The following is a 14,426-nucleotide window of genomic DNA, read 5'->3' on the forward strand; positions in this document are numbered from 1 at the left end:
GATGCTAACTGCCTGGCAACAAAAACGCATTGCGGTGGTAGGACTTGGCCTTTCCGGTCAGGCCACAGTGCGCTTTTTGCTGCAGCAGGGGATCCGGCCGGTACTGATGGACAGCCGCCGCAAAGTATCGGGATTGGATAGCCTGCCATTGGATAAAACCGATGGCTTGTATTTAGGTGAGTTGGATGCCAACCGCCTGGCCCAGATGGATGTGTTGCTGGTTAGTCCTGGGTTGGATCTGCGCCATTCGGCCATTCGTTTTGCCATGGCTCAGGGAGTTGAGGTGATTGGGGATATCGAGCTGTTTGCCCGTTGTACCAGCAAGCCGGTGATCGCCATTACCGGCTCCAATGGCAAATCGACCGTGACCCGGATGGTGGAAGCCATTTTGCAGCACAGTGGCATCAAAGCCGTGGCCGCCGGCAACATTGGCTTGCCGGCGCTGGATGCCATTCAGGACACCGCGACGGAGGTGTTTGTGTTGGAGTTATCCAGTTTTCAGCTCGATACCACCAAAAGCCTGCGTTCTGTCGCCAGCACCATTTTGAATATTTCTGCTGATCACCTGGACCGCTATGGATCGATGCAGGCTTATTGCCAGTCGAAGCAAGGGGTGTATCAGGGCAGCCAGATTGCGTTTTACAACCGGGCCGACCGTCATACCCTGCCACAGCGTAAGCTGGATCAGCAGCACAGTCTGGGTCTGGAAGCTCCTGAAGAGAGCGATGGCTATGGCATTGTCGAGCGTGCCGGCACCAATTATCTGGTGTTGGCCGGTACTGAGTTGATGCCGGTCAGTCAGTTGTCTTTGCTCGGACGCCACAATCAATACAATGCACTGACTGCTGCGGCCCTTAGTCTGGTCGCCGGTGCCGATTTTGCAAGTATCCGCCATGTGCTCAGCCAGTTTCAGGGGCTTGATCACCGTTGCCAGCTGGTGCATCAGCACAACGAGGTGCGCTGGGTCAATGACTCAAAGGCCACCAATATCGGCGCTACCCTGGCCGCACTGGATGGACTGCGTCCGGTGATCAGCGGCCAGCTGATCCTGCTCGCTGGTGGCGATGGCAAGGGTCAGGATATGACCGAACTGACGCCTGGCCTGCAGCAGGTAGAGCAACTGATCACCTTTGGTCAGGATGGTGCAGCCATTGCGGCATTAAAAGCCAATAGTTATCAGGTGAAGGATTTAAGCGAAGCGGTACGTAAGGCTGCTGAGCTGGCAAGGCCAGGTGATCTTGTGTTGTTGTCACCGGCCTGCGCCAGTCTGGACATGTTCAGCAACTACCAGCAGCGCGGCGAGCTGTTTGCCAAGGCTGCGAAAGAGGTGGCCCGATGAAAGCATTGACGCTGCCACTGTGGTCAAAACTTCAGCCGTTGCTTGGTCATTCAGAAGAACAGCGCGATTACGACAGCACCTTCCTGATGTTGCTGCTGGTGTTGCTGGCGATAGGGCTGGTGATGGTAAACAGCGCTTCAGTGCCGGTGGCAGAACGCTTGTTTAATAATCCGTTGCACTTTACTTTCCGCCATTTAGTGTACCTAGGGCTTGGTACCGCGATGGCGATTGTGGTGCTGAATATTCCGGTGCATCGCTGGCATCAGGGCAATTTGTTGTTGCTGGCACTGGCTGTGGTTGGTCTGGTGGCGGTGCTTGTTTTTGGTCGTACTGTCAATGGCGCAACCCGCTGGCTGGCGTTGGGGCCCATTAGCATTCAGCCGGCAGAACCGGCCAAGCTGTTCTTCTTTGTCTATCTGGCCAGCTATCTGGTACGGCGACATGAAGAAGTCCGCGAAAATATTAAAGGCTTTATTAAGCCGATGGTGGTGCTGCTGTTGTTGTCGGTGTTGCTGTTGTTGCAACCGGACATGGGTACGGTGATTGTGATGTTTGCCACCGCACTGGTGCTGTTGTTTTTGGCAGGTGCCAAACTGTGGCAATTTATTGTGTTGTCCTTGACAGGCGTCAGTGCCGTGCTGTTTTTGATTGTCTACAGCGAGTACCGCTGGCGGCGGGTCACGGCCTTTTTAGACCCATGGGCCGATCCTTTTGGCAGTGGCTATCAGTTAACCCAATCACTGATGGCATTTGGCCGTGGCGGTTTCAGTGGTCAGGGGCTTGGCAACAGCATTCAGAAGCTGGAATACCTGCCGGAAGCCCATAACGATTTTATCTTCGCCATTATTGCCGAAGAAATCGGTTTTATCGGCGTCTTTGCCGTGCTCGGCTTGTTGTTTTTGTTGGTGGCCCGAACCCTCTGGATTGGCCGTCAAGCCATGTTAAAACAGTTGCATTTCCATGGCTTTCTGGCGCTGGCGATGGCGATTTGGTTTGGCTTTCAAACTGCGGTGAATATCGGGGTGGCCAGTGGTGTGCTGCCCACCAAAGGCCTGACACTACCCTTTGTCAGTTCAGGGGGCAGCAGTTTGATTATTATGCTGATGGCCGCCGCCCTGGTACTGCGGATAGATTTTGAAGTGCGGATGGAAGGCAAACAAGCCATCAACCGGGGAGGGCGCAGCACATGACCGCAAAAGCGCCCACCGTTTTATTGATGGCCGGCGGCACCGGTGGTCATATCTTCCCGGCGCAGGCCCTGGCCGAGGAGCTGGCCGGCCGTGGTTGGCACATTCACTGGCTGGGCACTGCCGATCGGATGGAAGCGACCTTAGTGCCCAAGCTGGGCTGGCCATTTCATAGCATCGTGGTGCGCGGCCTGCGTGGCAAGAGTATTCGCCAGCTGCTAACGGCTCCCTGGATGCTGCTAAGTGCCATCCGTCAGGCCCGCCAGCTGTTAAAGCGGTTGCAACCTGATTTGGTGGTGGGCTTTGGTGGTTATGCCAGTGGTCCAGGTGGGATCGCCGCCTGGTTGCAGCGCACCCCATTGCTGATCCACGAACAAAATGCGGTGGCAGGGACCACCAACCGTTGGTTGGCACGATTGGCAAACAAGGTGCTGGTGGCTTTTCCACAGGCATTTGCCGGCCATGCCAAGCAGCAGGTGGTGGGTAATCCGGTGCGAAAAGCACTGATTGCGGCGCAAGAGCCAGTCCACTCAGCCAGTCAAAACCAGCCAGCAGCGCTGCGGGTACTGGTGATTGGTGGCAGTTTAGGGGCGAAAGCCTTAAATGACGCCTTGCCTCAGCAATTGGCAGAGCTGAGCAGCACTACGCCAATGCAGGTACGGCATCAGACAGGCAGTGCCATGCAGGCTGAAGTGCAACACCACTATCAGCAACTGCACAGTCCGTCTTTTGACGGCGAAGCCCATGCCTTTATCGACGATATGGCCGCGGCCTATCAATGGGCTGATCTGGTGATATGCCGGGCAGGGGCATTAACGGTCAGTGAAGTGGCTTGTGCCGGAATGGCAGCTGTTTTTGTGCCATTGCCGCAGGCGATTGATGATCATCAGACTGCCAACGCCAACTGGCTGGTCGGACAGCAGGCGGCTTTGTTGTTGCCACAACCACAGTTGCAACAAGGCGGGTTGGTTGCACTGCTCGCGCCGCTGCTTGATAACAGAACTCAATTACAGCAACTGGCGGCGAAAGCCCGTCAGTGTGCATTAGACGATGCAGCGCAGCAATTGGCTGACGCTTGTGAACAGCAACTGGGAGCTCGGGTATGAATAAAGCGGTATTACCAAAGCACAGTCACGCCATGCGTCGCATAGGTCGTATTCATTTTGTCGGCATCGGTGGTGCCGGCATGGGCGGCATCGCGGAAGTGTTGCTGAACGAAGGCTACAGTGTCAGCGGCTCTGATATAGCGCCAAATACCGTGGTCGAGCGGTTGATTTCGCTGGGAGCCGATGTGCGCTTTGGCCACAGTGCCGACCATATTCAGGGTGTGAGCGTGGTCGTAGTATCCAGTGCTATCGCTAAAGACAATCCGGAAGTGGCAGCGGCGCTGAGCCAGCGTATTCCGGTGATCCGCCGGGCTGAAATGCTGGCCGAGTTGATGCGGTTTCGTCATGGCATTGCCATTGCCGGAACCCATGGTAAAACCACTACCACCAGTTTGCTGGCCTCGATTTTCGCGGAAGCCGGCACCGACCCAACCTTTGTGATTGGCGGCTTGTTAAATTCAGCCGGCAGCAATGCCAGGCTGGGCACCGGCCCTTATCTGATTGCCGAAGCCGACGAGAGCGATGCCTCCTTTTTGCATTTGCAACCGATGGCGGCGGTGATCACCAATATCGAACCGGATCACATGGATACCTATGGCGGTGACTTTGAAAAGCTCAAAGCTACCTACGTGGAGTTTTGCCACAACCAGCCATTTTATGGCGTGGTGGTGGCCTGCCTGGATGATGCGGTCATTCGCGAGTTGTTGCCTGCTATTGGCCGGCCCATACTGACCTATGGTTTTAGCGAAGATGCGGATTACCGTATCAGTCAATTCAGTCAAACCGGTGCCCGTAGTCAGTTTGTGATTACCGATCCAACGCAGCAGAGCTGGTCCATTGAGCTGAACCTGCCAGGTCAGCACAATGCGCTGAATGCCACCGCTGCTTTTGCGCTGGCGCAGGATGAAGGCATAGAAGAGCAGGCGATTTTGGCCGCACTGCACAAGTTTGCCGGTATTGGCCGGCGCTTTCAGCAATACGGCGAATTTGATACCGGCCAGGGCAAGGTATTGATGATCGACGATTATGGTCATCACCCAACCGAGGTCGCAGCGACCATTGCCGCTGCGCGAAATGCCTGGCCAGAGCGGCGTTTGGTGATGGCTTATCAGCCGCATCGCTTTAGCCGTACCCGCGACTTGTATGAAGATTTTACCCAGGTATTGTCTGGCGTCGATCAGTTGTTGTTGCTGGATGTGTATGCCGCTGGCGAGCAACCGATCCCTGGCGCTGACAGCAAAAGCCTGTGTCGTTCTATCCGCGCCCGTGGTCAGGTGGATCCCATCTACGTTGCACCACCGCAGGAGCTTGGGTCTGTGCTGGCGGATGTATTAAAAGATGGCGATGTGCTGTTAACCCAGGGCGCCGGCAATATCGGTGCCTTGGCGCGCGAGCTGGCAGAAAAACAACTGGACTGTGCGCTGTTAAAGCAAGGAGGTGCAGCATGAACCAGTTTGGTCGTGTCGCTGTGCTGTTTGGTGGCACCTCGGCTGAGCGCGATGTCTCATTACGCTCGGGCAAAGCCGTGCTCACTGCATTGCAGCAAAGTGGCGTTGATGCTTTTGCCTTTGATCCTAAGTTGCAACCGCTGGCCGAGCTGGTGGCCAGCAAGCCGGATCGGGTGTTTATCGTGCTGCATGGCCGTGGCGGTGAAGATGGCAGCATGCAGGGGGCTTTGCAGTTGCTGGGCTTGCCTTATACCGGCAGCAAGGTGCTTGGATCTGCGCTGGCGATGGACAAAGTGCGCTGCAAATGGCTGTTTCGGGCGCGAGGCATAGCGACTGCTGATTTTCGGGTACTGCGCTCGGTGCCAGAGGCCACTACGGCTTTGTTGGCAGAGCTCGGCGGCAAAGTGATGGTAAAACCTGCCAGCGAAGGCTCCAGCATTGGCATGAGCATGGCCGACACTGTGGCAGCCTTGCAAGCTGCGGTGGCAGAGGCACTGCGGTTTGATCAGGATGTGCTGGTGGAGCGATGGATCCAGGGTCGTGAACTGACAGTGGCGGTACTGGGCGAGCAGGTGTTGCCCATTATTGAGATGCGTACGCCGCATAGCTTTTACGATTACCAGGCCAAGTACCAAGCCGATACCACCGAGTATCTGTGCCCGGCGCCGATTGATGTTGCCCTGACTGAGCGGGTTCAGCAACTGGCCTGGCAGGCATTCACAGCAGTTGGAGCTTCGGGTTGGGGCCGGGTCGATTTTATGCTGGATCAGCAGGGTGAGCCCTATGTGCTGGAAGTGAATACGGTGCCGGGCATGACCGAGAAGTCGCTGGTGCCGATGGCGGCTAAAGCCGCCGGGTTAAGTTTTAGCGAGCTGGTACTGCAGGTACTGGCACAAACCGGGCAGGGCGATCAATGAATGCAAGTGCCAACAACCAGCAAGACCGTCGGGCATTTATTGCCGGACTGGTTTTCTTTGTGCTGGCCTTGTTGGCGCTGGCCTGGGGTGGCTGGCAGTTGAAGCAGTATGTGGAGCAGCAGAAAACCACTCCTATCGCTCAGGTCCGGTTATTTGGCGATTTTCGACATATTGAGCCCACCCGTCTGCAGCAACGGCTGCATGATCAGTATGTCGGCAATATTTTTCGGGTGGACGTGGCAGAGGTGCAGCAGTTCCTGTTGCAGCAGCCTTGGGTGTATCAGGTCGCCGTGCGCAAACAATGGCCGGATACCCTGGTGGTGGTGGTCACAGAACAACAACCGGTGGCAATCTGGAATGACCAACAATTAATCAACCAGCATGGTGAACTGTTTACAGCACCACTGGACCAATTGATTGCCGTGTTACCGGAGCTAACAGGCCCCACTGGCAGCGAGCAGGATGCCCTGTCCATGTTCCGTTATATCGAGCAGTTGCTGAGCCTGCATCAGCTCAGCGCCGAACGGCTGGAATTGACCGAGCGCTTTGCCTGGCAAATTCAGTTAAGCAATGACATTCGGTTAAAGCTGGGTCGTCAGCATACCGTACCGCGGGTACAGCGCTTTTTGGAATTGTATCCGGTACTGCGTGAGCACAGTGATGCGGCCATTGCCGAAGTCGATTTACGCTACGACACCGGAGTCGCTGTCCGTTACAGCACAACAGAACAAAAGAGAGAAGCATGACGAAGTCGGTCGATCGGGAAATGATAGTGGCACTGGACATTGGCACGGCGCAATGCAAGGCCGTGGTGGGTGAAGTGACACCAGACAACAAGCTCAGCATCATCGGGGTAGGTACCCATACCACACGTGGTATGGACAGAGGCGGTGTCAATGATTTGAATCTGGTGATGCAATCGGTTCAGCGCGCTATCAACGAAGCTGAATTGATGGCCGATTGCCAGGTGTCTTCGGTCTACCTTGGGATCAGTGGCAAACACATTCGCTGCCAAAATGAAAGCGGCATGGTGCCGATTGGCGATACCGAAGTAACCGCTGACGACGTTGCCAGTGTGATCCATGCGGCCAAGTCGGTGCCGATTTCGGCTGAGCGCCGCATGCTGCATGTGCTGCCGCAGGAGTTCTCGGTGGATATGCAAGAAGGCATCAAAAGCCCGGTTGGTATGTCGGGGGTGCGGATGGAAGCAAGGGCCCACATCATCACCTGCGCCAATGATATGGCGAAAAACATCGAAAAGTGTGCCGAGCGCTGCGGTTTGAAAGTTGATCAGCTGATTTTTTCTGCGCTGGCATCCAGCTACTCAGTGCTGACCGACGACGAAAAAGAACTCGGTGTCTGTGTGGTGGATATGGGCGGCGGCACCATTGATATTTCCATCTACACCAATGGTGCTGTGCGTCATACCGCTGTGGTGCCGGTAGCCGGTAATCAGGTCACCAGTGATATCGCCAAAATCTTCCGCACGCCGATTAGCCATGCCGAAGATATTAAAGTGCAATACGGCTGTGCGCTACGCAGCATGGTGGGTAAAGAAGAAAGCATCGAAGTCCCGAGTGTGGGCGGCCGTCCGGCACGAAGCATGTCGCGTCATACCCTGGCAGAAGTGATTGAGCCGCGTTATCAGGAATTGTTTGAACTGGTGATGGAAGAAATTCGCGGCAGTGGCCTGGAAGAGCAAATTGCCGCTGGTGTGGTGCTCACCGGCGGTGCCGCCAAAATCGAAGGCGCGGTTGAATTCGCCGAAGACGTGTTCCAGATGCCGGTCCGGCTGGGCCATCCGATGCAGGTCACCGGTTTAAAAGATTATGTACAGGACCCGGCCTATGCCAGCGTCGTTGGCCTGTTGTTGTATGGGCTGGAAAGTCAGGAGCAAAGCAAGGCACCTGTCAGCCCGAAAGATACGGTTAGTGGCCTGGTTAAAAAACTGGCCAGTTGGTTTAAAGGTGAATTTTAACGACAGCGCAAGCTGTAAACGGCTTTAGCGATAAAGCCAACCATGGATCCGCCGGTCGTTGTTCCTGACTCAGAACAGCGGCTGAACGAAAAAGCAAAAAACGGAGAGAGAGCAATGTTTGAATTAATGGATAGTCACAGCGAAGAAGCTGTAATCAAAGTCGTGGGTGTTGGTGGTGGCGGTGGTAACGCTGTCGAGTACATGGTTGCCAGCAACATCGAAGGGGTGGAGTTTATTGCCGCCAATACCGATGCGCAGGCGCTGCGTAACTCATCGGCCAATGTCACCTTGCAACTGGGTGCCGCTGTAACCAAAGGCCTGGGCGCAGGTGCTAACCCGGATATTGGTCGTCGCTCGGCCGAAGAAGATCGGGAAACCATCAAAAAGACCATTCAGGGCGCGGATATGGTGTTTATCGCCGCCGGGATGGGCGGTGGTACCGGTACCGGCGCTGCGCCCGTGGTAGCCGAAGTCGCCAAAGAGCTGGGTATTTTGACCGTTGCGGTGGTGACCAAGCCGTTTCCGTTTGAAGGCAAAAAGCGCACTGCGTATGCCGACGATGGCATTTTGGAGCTCAGCAAGCATGTCGACTCCTTAATCACCATCCCGAACGACAAACTGCTAAAAGTGCTGGGCAAGGGCACCAGTCTGCTGGATGCGTTCAAAGCAGCCAACAACGTATTGCTGGGTGCGGTACAGGGCATAGCTGAACTGATCACCCGTCCGGGCCTGATCAACGTCGACTTCGCTGATGTGCGCACTGTGATGTCGGAAATGGGCACTGCCATGATGGGCACAGGCTCAGCTTCAGGTTCTGATCGGGCCGAGGAAGCTGCCGAGCAGGCGATTTCCAGCCCATTGCTGGAAGACATCGACTTGTCGGGCGCCAAAGGCATTCTGGTCAATATCACAGCAGGTCTTGACATCAGCATTGAAGAGTTTGAAACCGTCGGTAATGCGGTCAAAGCCTTTGCTTCTGAAAATGCCACTGTGGTGGTGGGTGCTGTGATCGATCCTGAGATGTCGGATGAACTTCGGGTGACTGTGGTTGCCACAGGTATTGGTGCTGCCCGTCGGCCGGATATCAGCCTGGTAGCGAATCAGCGTCAGGAAGTGACCGCACCGGTATACCGTACTGCTGGTGGCAATACCGCGCAGCAGATGCAGACCGAAGTGATTGCCCAGCCGAAAGTACAGGCGGAGCAGCGGGTTGAGCATAAGCCGGCACAGGATATCTTCGATATCCCGGCATTTTTGCGCAAGCAAGCTGATTAAAAAAATTGGTTGAAGCCGTGGGTGCTCGCTGAATTAGGCGATTGAGTTCATCGCTGGTTCAGTTTCGGTTGGCATAATTGTTAACATATGCTAGACTTCGTGCCCGCTTTGGGTTGTTCATTTTTTGAACTGGAAACGACTATGATCAGACAACGTACTATCGCACAAACTGTCCAGTCGGTCGGGGTTGGCCTGCACAAGGGTGAAAAGGTCACGCTCACTCTCCGGCCTGCGCCTGATCACACCGGAATTATCTTCCGGCGGGTTGACCTGGATCCGATTGTCGACTTTAAACTCAATCCTGAAATGGTTGGGGATACCGTGCTGTGTACCTGTCTGATCAATGACGATGGCGTACGCCTGTCCACCACCGAGCATTTAATGGCTGCGGTGGCTGGTCTTGGTATCGACAATCTGATCGTGGAAGTCGATGCTGCCGAAGTACCGATTATGGATGGCAGCGCCAACCCATTTATTTACCTGTTGCTGGAAGCTGGCATCAGCGAGCAGAAGCAGGCGAAGAAATTTATCCGCATCAAGCGGGCCATTCGGATTGAAGATGGCGATAAATGGGCTGAGTTCAAGCCTTATCATGGCTTTAAGCTGGATGTGGCTATCGACTTCGATCATCCGGTCATCGCCGGTACCCAGCAGCGTTTGCAGATGGACTTTTCTGCCGCCAGCTTTATCAAAGACATCAGCCGGGCTCGTACCTTTGGCTTTATGCAGGATATCGAGTACCTGCGGGCCAATAACCTGGCGCTCGGCGGTAGCTTTGACAATGCCGTGGTGCTGGATGAGTTCCGGGTGCTGAACCAGGATGGCCTGCGCTACGATGACGAGTTCATCAAGCACAAGGTGCTGGATGCCATCGGCGATCTGTACATGGCCGGTTACAGCATTCTGGGTGAGTTCAGTGCCTACAAAACCGGCCATGCGCTCAACAACAAACTGTTGTGTGCCATGCTGGCCGATGAAGCAAGCTGGGAATTTGTCACCTTTGAAGACGAAGCCGAGATGCCGATTTCGTTTTTGGCACCTCAGCTGGCTTAATACCAGCCCTTGAAAAAAACCAGCCGAGGCTGGTTTTTTTGTAGCCAGTAGTCAGGGTTCATTGTCGTTGCGGCGGCGGATCAACTGTTCAATGTGTTCTTTCAATGGGCCGGAGCTGGCATCAGCCAACTGCTGCAAACGCATGCTGGCATCCGCCTTGCCATCAACCGGGTCTGCCTGCATCACAGTTTTGGCTGCTGGCGGCGTGATGCTGGCCTTGGGAGTGATCTCAATATCCAACCCGGCTAAATCAGGCAAGATTTTTTGCCGGAAATTGGCTAAAATGGCGTCGCGCTGCATTTTAACCCGGGTGGCCCAGGCCGCAGACTGACACAAAATGACCGCCCGGCCCTGATGAATCCGGGCAACCTGACAGCCATGCGCTTGCTGCTGCAGCACCTGGTGAAGCAGCTGATTTAGTTGTTGCAGCTGGCCAAAGCTTTGCTGTTGCTGCAGCAGAGGCAGTTTGTCGAACAGCTGGGTAAGCGGAGCTGGTTTTTGCGAATAACGGGCCATGGTCACTACGGTCAAACAATCCGTTGGCAGTGTAGCATGGTTGTCTTTTTCCTGCCTACGCTTGAAACTGACCACCCTAAGCTCCATATCTGCTTTATGCTTGAATCTGGCTTGATGCCGTAGCGCCTGGCGGCAATGAAAAGTTGATTGGACATCCGCTGCAGAGATGGGTAATGTCTCCCGCTGATGTAATAATAAAATCGAATTTAATGGTAACCAAAACATGTTTGGAAAATTGTTCACCAAGTTAATTGGCAGTCGCAATGACCGTTTCCTGAAAAAACTGCAGAAAAAAGTCGACGAAATTAATGCACTGGAAGCCCAGTACCAAGCCCTATCCGATGCCGATTTAAAAGCCAAAACCGCCGAATTAAAGCAGCAGGTTGCTGCCGGTGCTACCCTGGATGATGTGTTGGCGCCTGCTTTTGCTACGGTGCGTGAGGCCAGCAAGCGGGTGTTTAAAATGCGTCACTTCGATGTGCAGCTGATAGGTGGCATGGTGCTGCATCAGGGGCGTATCGCAGAAATGCGGACCGGTGAAGGGAAGACCCTGACCGCCACACTGCCAGCTTACTTGAATGCGCTCAGTGGCGATGCGGTGCATGTGATTACCGTGAACGATTACCTGGCGCGCCGTGATGCGGCCACCAATGGCCCTTTATTTGAATTCCTCGGTTTGAGTGTCGGTGTCAACGTGCCCGGCATGCACCCGCAGGAAAAACAACAAGCCTATGCTGCTGATATTACCTACGGTACCAACAACGAGTTTGGCTTTGACTACCTGCGTGACAACATGGCGTTTTCTGCCAAAGAGCGGGTACAGCGCAAGCTGGCTTTTGCTATTATCGATGAAGTCGACTCCATCCTGATCGACGAAGCGCGAACGCCGCTGATTATCTCCGGCCCGGCAGAAGACAGTTCCGAGCTGTACAAACAGATCAACCTGCTGGTGCCGCAACTGAAAAAGCAGGAAAAAGAAGACGAAGAAGGGGTAGAAGGCGATGGTCACTTCACCATCGATGAAAAAGCCCGTCAGGTCTATCTGACCGAGCTTGGCCAAATCCGGGTTGAAGAGATGCTAAAAGAGCATGGCCTGATCCAGCCGGATGACCACCTGTTCTCGGCCGCCAACATCACCCTGCTGCACCATGTCTATGCTGCCCTGCGTGCCCACAACCTGTTTAAAAAGGATGTGGACTACGTGGTGAAAAACGGCGAAATCGTCATTGTCGATGAACACACCGGCCGTACCATGGAAGGCCGGCGCTGGTCGGAAGGTCTGCACCAGGCGGTGGAAGCCAAAGAAGGGGTGAAGATCCAGAACGAGAACCAGACGCTGGCCTCTATCACCTTCCAGAACTATTTCCGTCTGTACGACAAGCTGGCTGGTATGACGGGGACTGCCGATACCGAAGCCTTCGAGTTTCAACAGATTTATGGCTTGGAAACCATTGTTATTCCTACCAACAAGCCGATGGTACGGCAGGATATGCCGGATTTAGTGTATCTGACGGCTGAAGACAAGTACCAGGCGATCATTGAAGACATCAAGCAAAGCCGTGATGCTGGTCGCCCGGTGCTGGTGGGTACCGCTTCGATTGAAAGCTCAGAGTATCTGTCTAATTTACTGAATAAAGCCAAAATCAAGCATCAGGTGCTGAACGCCAAGTTCCATGCCAATGAAGCGCAAATCATTGCACAGGCAGGCCAGCCTGGCACCGTCACCATCGCCACCAACATGGCCGGCCGTGGTACCGATATCGTGCTGGGTGGTAACCTGCAGGCCGAGATTGCCGCGCTGGAAAACCCGGGCGAAGATCAGATTGCCAAATTAACCAGTGAGTGGCAGCAGCGCCACGATGCTGTCATTGCCTCCGGTGGTTTGCACATCATCGCCACCGAGCGCCATGAGTCCCGTCGTATCGATAACCAGTTGCGTGGTCGTTCCGGCCGCCAGGGCGATCCGGGTTCGTCGCGCTTTTATTTATCGCTGGAAGATCCATTGATGCGGATCTTTGCCTCCGATCGGATGGCAGGCATGATGCGGAAACTGGGCATGAAAGAAGGCGAAGCCATTGAGCATCCCTGGGTAAGCCGCGCCATTGAGAATGCCCAGCGCAAAGTGGAAGCACGCAACTTTGATATTCGTAAGCAGTTGCTGGAATTTGACGATGTGGCCAATGATCAGCGTAAAGTGGTGTACGAGCAGCGCAACGAGTTGATGGACACCGATGATATCGGCGAAACCATTCAGGTGATCCGTACCGATGTGATTGACTCGGTGATCAGCCAGTACATTCCGCCACAGTCGCTGGATGAGCTGTGGGATGTGCCGGCGCTGGAACAGCGCTTAAAAGCCGATTTCTCGCTGGAGTTGCCGATTGCCAACTGGTTGGCGGAAGACAACAAGCTGTACGAAGAAAAACTGCGTGAACGTATTCAGCAGGAAGTCGAAACCGCTTATCAGGCCAAAGAGCAGCAGGTGGGGCCGCAGGTACTGCGTCAGTTTGAAAAAGCCATCATGCTGCAAAGTCTGGATACCCACTGGAAAGAGCACCTGGCGGCGATGGATCATTTACGGCAGGCGATCAATCTGCGTGGTTATGCTCAGAAAAATCCGAAACAAGAATACAAGCGCGAGTCGTTTGAACTGTTCTCGCAAATGCTCGACAACCTGAAGCTGGATGTGGTCAGCGTGCTCAGCCGGGTGCAGGTGCGGGCAGCAGAGGATGTCGAAGCCGTCGATGAGCAACGCCGTAAAGCCGATGCATTGCCGCACGAGTACCAGCACGCAGAAGCGGAGCAGGTCGGAGGCAGTGCCCCTGCCCAGCCGCAAGGACCCATGGTACGCGACGGCGTCAAAGTCGGGCGTAATGATCCTTGCCCGTGTGGCTCTGGCAAAAAATACAAACAGTGCCATGGTAAGTTAAGTTAATGACCGCTGTTGCTGCAAAGGGGCCAGGGGCCCCTTTCCTTCATGTCGCGGTAGGTGTGGTGGTCCGGCAGCAGCAAGTGCTGCTGAGCCTGCGGGCCAGCCATCAGCATCAGGGTGGCAAGTGGGAGTTTCCCGGTGGTAAGGTCGAAGGCGCTGAGACCGTGCTGGCAGCTCTTGGCCGTGAACTGCAAGAAGAACTAGCCATTCGCATTGAGCAGGCCTCACCATTGATGCAGATCCGGCATCAGTATCCTGAACGCGAGGTCTTGCTGGATATTTGGCTGGTAGAAGCTTTTAGTGGTGAGCCCAAGGGTATGGAAGGGCAGCAGGTTGCATGGTTTGACATCAGCCAACTACACACTCTGGTTTTCCCCGATGCCAATCAGCCCATTGTAGCGCGGCTGCAATCCCTCTTTACTTAAAAAAGGCGTTGTCCTGCTCCATCAGCTCGGCTTCCAATTCGGCCAGATAGGCTTCGCCCAGTTCTGGATTGACCGGGCTTTTGTCTGGGATCCGGTGGTTTTCTGCCGCCCAGTCGCCTAAATCAATCAGCTTGCAGCGCTCGCTGCAAAATGGCCGGAAGCGCGAAGCCGGCTCATACACCACCTTGGTCTGGCAGACGGGGCAGTCAACAATGGGTTTGTTCATTGCCTGGATACTCCTTTCGATGGC

The 14,426-nt window shown here is 54.8% G+C and carries 13 protein-coding genes; 11 read left to right on the forward strand and 2 right to left on the reverse strand.

The window, feature by feature from the left end:
* Position 1: 1 nt before the first annotated feature.
* From murD to lpxC, 9 genes are all read left to right on the forward strand, one after another.
* Positions 2 to 1,339 (forward strand): UDP-N-acetylmuramoyl-L-alanine--D-glutamate ligase, encoded by a 1,338-nt coding sequence (gene murD, locus QWY20_RS05280; RefSeq protein ID WP_330127990.1) that lies wholly within the window; start codon positions 2 to 4, stop codon positions 1,337 to 1,339.
* Positions 1,336 to 2,529 (forward strand): cell division protein FtsW, encoded by a 1,194-nt coding sequence (gene ftsW, locus QWY20_RS05285; RefSeq protein WP_330127991.1) that lies wholly within the window; start codon positions 1,336 to 1,338, stop codon positions 2,527 to 2,529. The genes murD and ftsW overlap by 4 nt, the downstream gene beginning before the upstream one ends.
* Positions 2,526 to 3,632 (forward strand): undecaprenyldiphospho-muramoylpentapeptide beta-N-acetylglucosaminyltransferase, encoded by a 1,107-nt coding sequence (gene murG, locus QWY20_RS05290; protein ID WP_330127992.1) that lies wholly within the window; start codon positions 2,526 to 2,528, stop codon positions 3,630 to 3,632. Before ftsW ends, murG begins: the two co-directional genes overlap by 4 nt.
* Complete coding sequence (gene murC, locus QWY20_RS05295) at positions 3,629 to 5,080, forward strand: UDP-N-acetylmuramate--L-alanine ligase (protein ID WP_330127993.1); 1,452 nt, start codon at positions 3,629 to 3,631, stop codon at positions 5,078 to 5,080. Before murG ends, murC begins: the two co-directional genes overlap by 4 nt.
* On the forward strand, positions 5,077 to 5,997 hold the full coding sequence (locus tag QWY20_RS05300; RefSeq protein WP_330127994.1) for a D-alanine--D-alanine ligase: 921 nt from the start codon (positions 5,077 to 5,079) through the stop codon (positions 5,995 to 5,997). The genes murC and QWY20_RS05300 overlap by 4 nt, the downstream gene beginning before the upstream one ends.
* Entirely contained in the window at positions 5,994 to 6,743 is a 750-nt protein-coding gene (locus QWY20_RS05305) for a cell division protein FtsQ/DivIB (RefSeq protein ID WP_330127995.1), read from the forward strand. The genes QWY20_RS05300 and QWY20_RS05305 overlap by 4 nt, the downstream gene beginning before the upstream one ends.
* The gene (gene ftsA / locus QWY20_RS05310; RefSeq protein WP_330127996.1) at positions 6,740 to 7,975 is read left to right on the forward strand and encodes a cell division protein FtsA; all 1,236 of its coding nucleotides are present in this window, start codon (positions 6,740 to 6,742) and stop codon (positions 7,973 to 7,975) included. The genes QWY20_RS05305 and ftsA overlap by 4 nt, the downstream gene beginning before the upstream one ends.
* Positions 7,976 to 8,089: 114 nt before the next feature.
* Entirely contained in the window at positions 8,090 to 9,250 is a 1,161-nt protein-coding gene (gene ftsZ, locus QWY20_RS05315) for a cell division protein FtsZ (protein ID WP_330127997.1), read from the forward strand.
* Between the two features lie 141 nt (positions 9,251 to 9,391).
* Positions 9,392 to 10,303, forward strand: a complete 912-nt coding sequence (lpxC, locus tag QWY20_RS05320; protein ID WP_330127998.1) for a UDP-3-O-acyl-N-acetylglucosamine deacetylase — start codon at positions 9,392 to 9,394, stop codon at positions 10,301 to 10,303.
* Positions 10,304 to 10,354: 51 nt separating this feature from the next.
* On the opposite strand, the gene QWY20_RS05325 is transcribed toward lpxC, so the two are convergent.
* The gene (locus tag QWY20_RS05325; protein ID WP_330127999.1) at positions 10,355 to 10,894 is read right to left on the reverse strand and encodes a DciA family protein; all 540 of its coding nucleotides are present in this window, start codon (positions 10,892 to 10,894) and stop codon (positions 10,355 to 10,357) included.
* 148 nt (positions 10,895 to 11,042) lie between these two features.
* On the opposite strand from QWY20_RS05325, the gene secA reads away from it, so the two are divergent.
* Both secA and mutT read left to right on the forward strand, forming a co-directional pair.
* Positions 11,043 to 13,754, forward strand: coding sequence for a preprotein translocase subunit SecA (secA, locus tag QWY20_RS05330; protein WP_330128000.1), 2,712 nt, complete (start codon positions 11,043 to 11,045; stop codon positions 13,752 to 13,754).
* Positions 13,754 to 14,176: an 8-oxo-dGTP diphosphatase MutT gene (mutT, locus tag QWY20_RS05335; protein WP_330128001.1), complete on the forward strand. Its 423-nt coding sequence runs from the start codon at positions 13,754 to 13,756 to the stop codon at positions 14,174 to 14,176. Before secA ends, mutT begins: the two co-directional genes overlap by 1 nt.
* Here the strand turns inward: mutT and yacG are convergent.
* A complete protein-coding gene (gene yacG / locus QWY20_RS05340) occupies positions 14,169 to 14,402 on the reverse strand; it encodes a DNA gyrase inhibitor YacG (RefSeq protein WP_330128002.1) in 234 nt (77 codons plus the stop codon). The two genes, mutT and yacG, sit on opposite strands and share 8 nt — an antisense overlap.
* Positions 14,403 to 14,426: the final 24 nt, after the last annotated feature.

The organism is Alkalimonas cellulosilytica, assembly GCF_036325985.1.
Lineage (GTDB): Bacteria > Pseudomonadota > Gammaproteobacteria > Enterobacterales > Alteromonadaceae > Alkalimonas > Alkalimonas cellulosilytica.

Excerpts from the sequence above, each read along its gene's own strand:
- murD (WP_330127990.1), top strand. The coding sequence starts at position 2 with ATGCTAACTGCCTGGCAACAAAAACGCATTGCGGTGGTAGGACTTGGC.
- ftsW (WP_330127991.1), top strand. The coding sequence starts at position 1,336 with ATGAAAGCATTGACGCTGCCACTGTGGTCAAAACTTCAGCCGTTGCTT.
- murG (WP_330127992.1), top strand. The coding sequence starts at position 2,526 with ATGACCGCAAAAGCGCCCACCGTTTTATTGATGGCCGGCGGCACCGGT.
- murC (WP_330127993.1), top strand. The coding sequence starts at position 3,629 with ATGAATAAAGCGGTATTACCAAAGCACAGTCACGCCATGCGTCGCATA.
- QWY20_RS05300 (WP_330127994.1), top strand. The coding sequence starts at position 5,077 with ATGAACCAGTTTGGTCGTGTCGCTGTGCTGTTTGGTGGCACCTCGGCT.
- QWY20_RS05305 (WP_330127995.1), top strand. The coding sequence starts at position 5,994 with ATGAATGCAAGTGCCAACAACCAGCAAGACCGTCGGGCATTTATTGCC.
- ftsA (WP_330127996.1), top strand. The coding sequence starts at position 6,740 with ATGACGAAGTCGGTCGATCGGGAAATGATAGTGGCACTGGACATTGGC.
- ftsZ (WP_330127997.1), top strand. The coding sequence starts at position 8,090 with ATGTTTGAATTAATGGATAGTCACAGCGAAGAAGCTGTAATCAAAGTC.
- lpxC (WP_330127998.1), top strand. The coding sequence starts at position 9,392 with ATGATCAGACAACGTACTATCGCACAAACTGTCCAGTCGGTCGGGGTT.
- secA (WP_330128000.1), top strand. The coding sequence starts at position 11,043 with ATGTTTGGAAAATTGTTCACCAAGTTAATTGGCAGTCGCAATGACCGT.
- mutT (WP_330128001.1), top strand. The coding sequence starts at position 13,754 with ATGACCGCTGTTGCTGCAAAGGGGCCAGGGGCCCCTTTCCTTCATGTC.
- yacG (WP_330128002.1), bottom strand. The coding sequence starts at position 14,402 with ATGAACAAACCCATTGTTGACTGCCCCGTCTGCCAGACCAAGGTGGTG.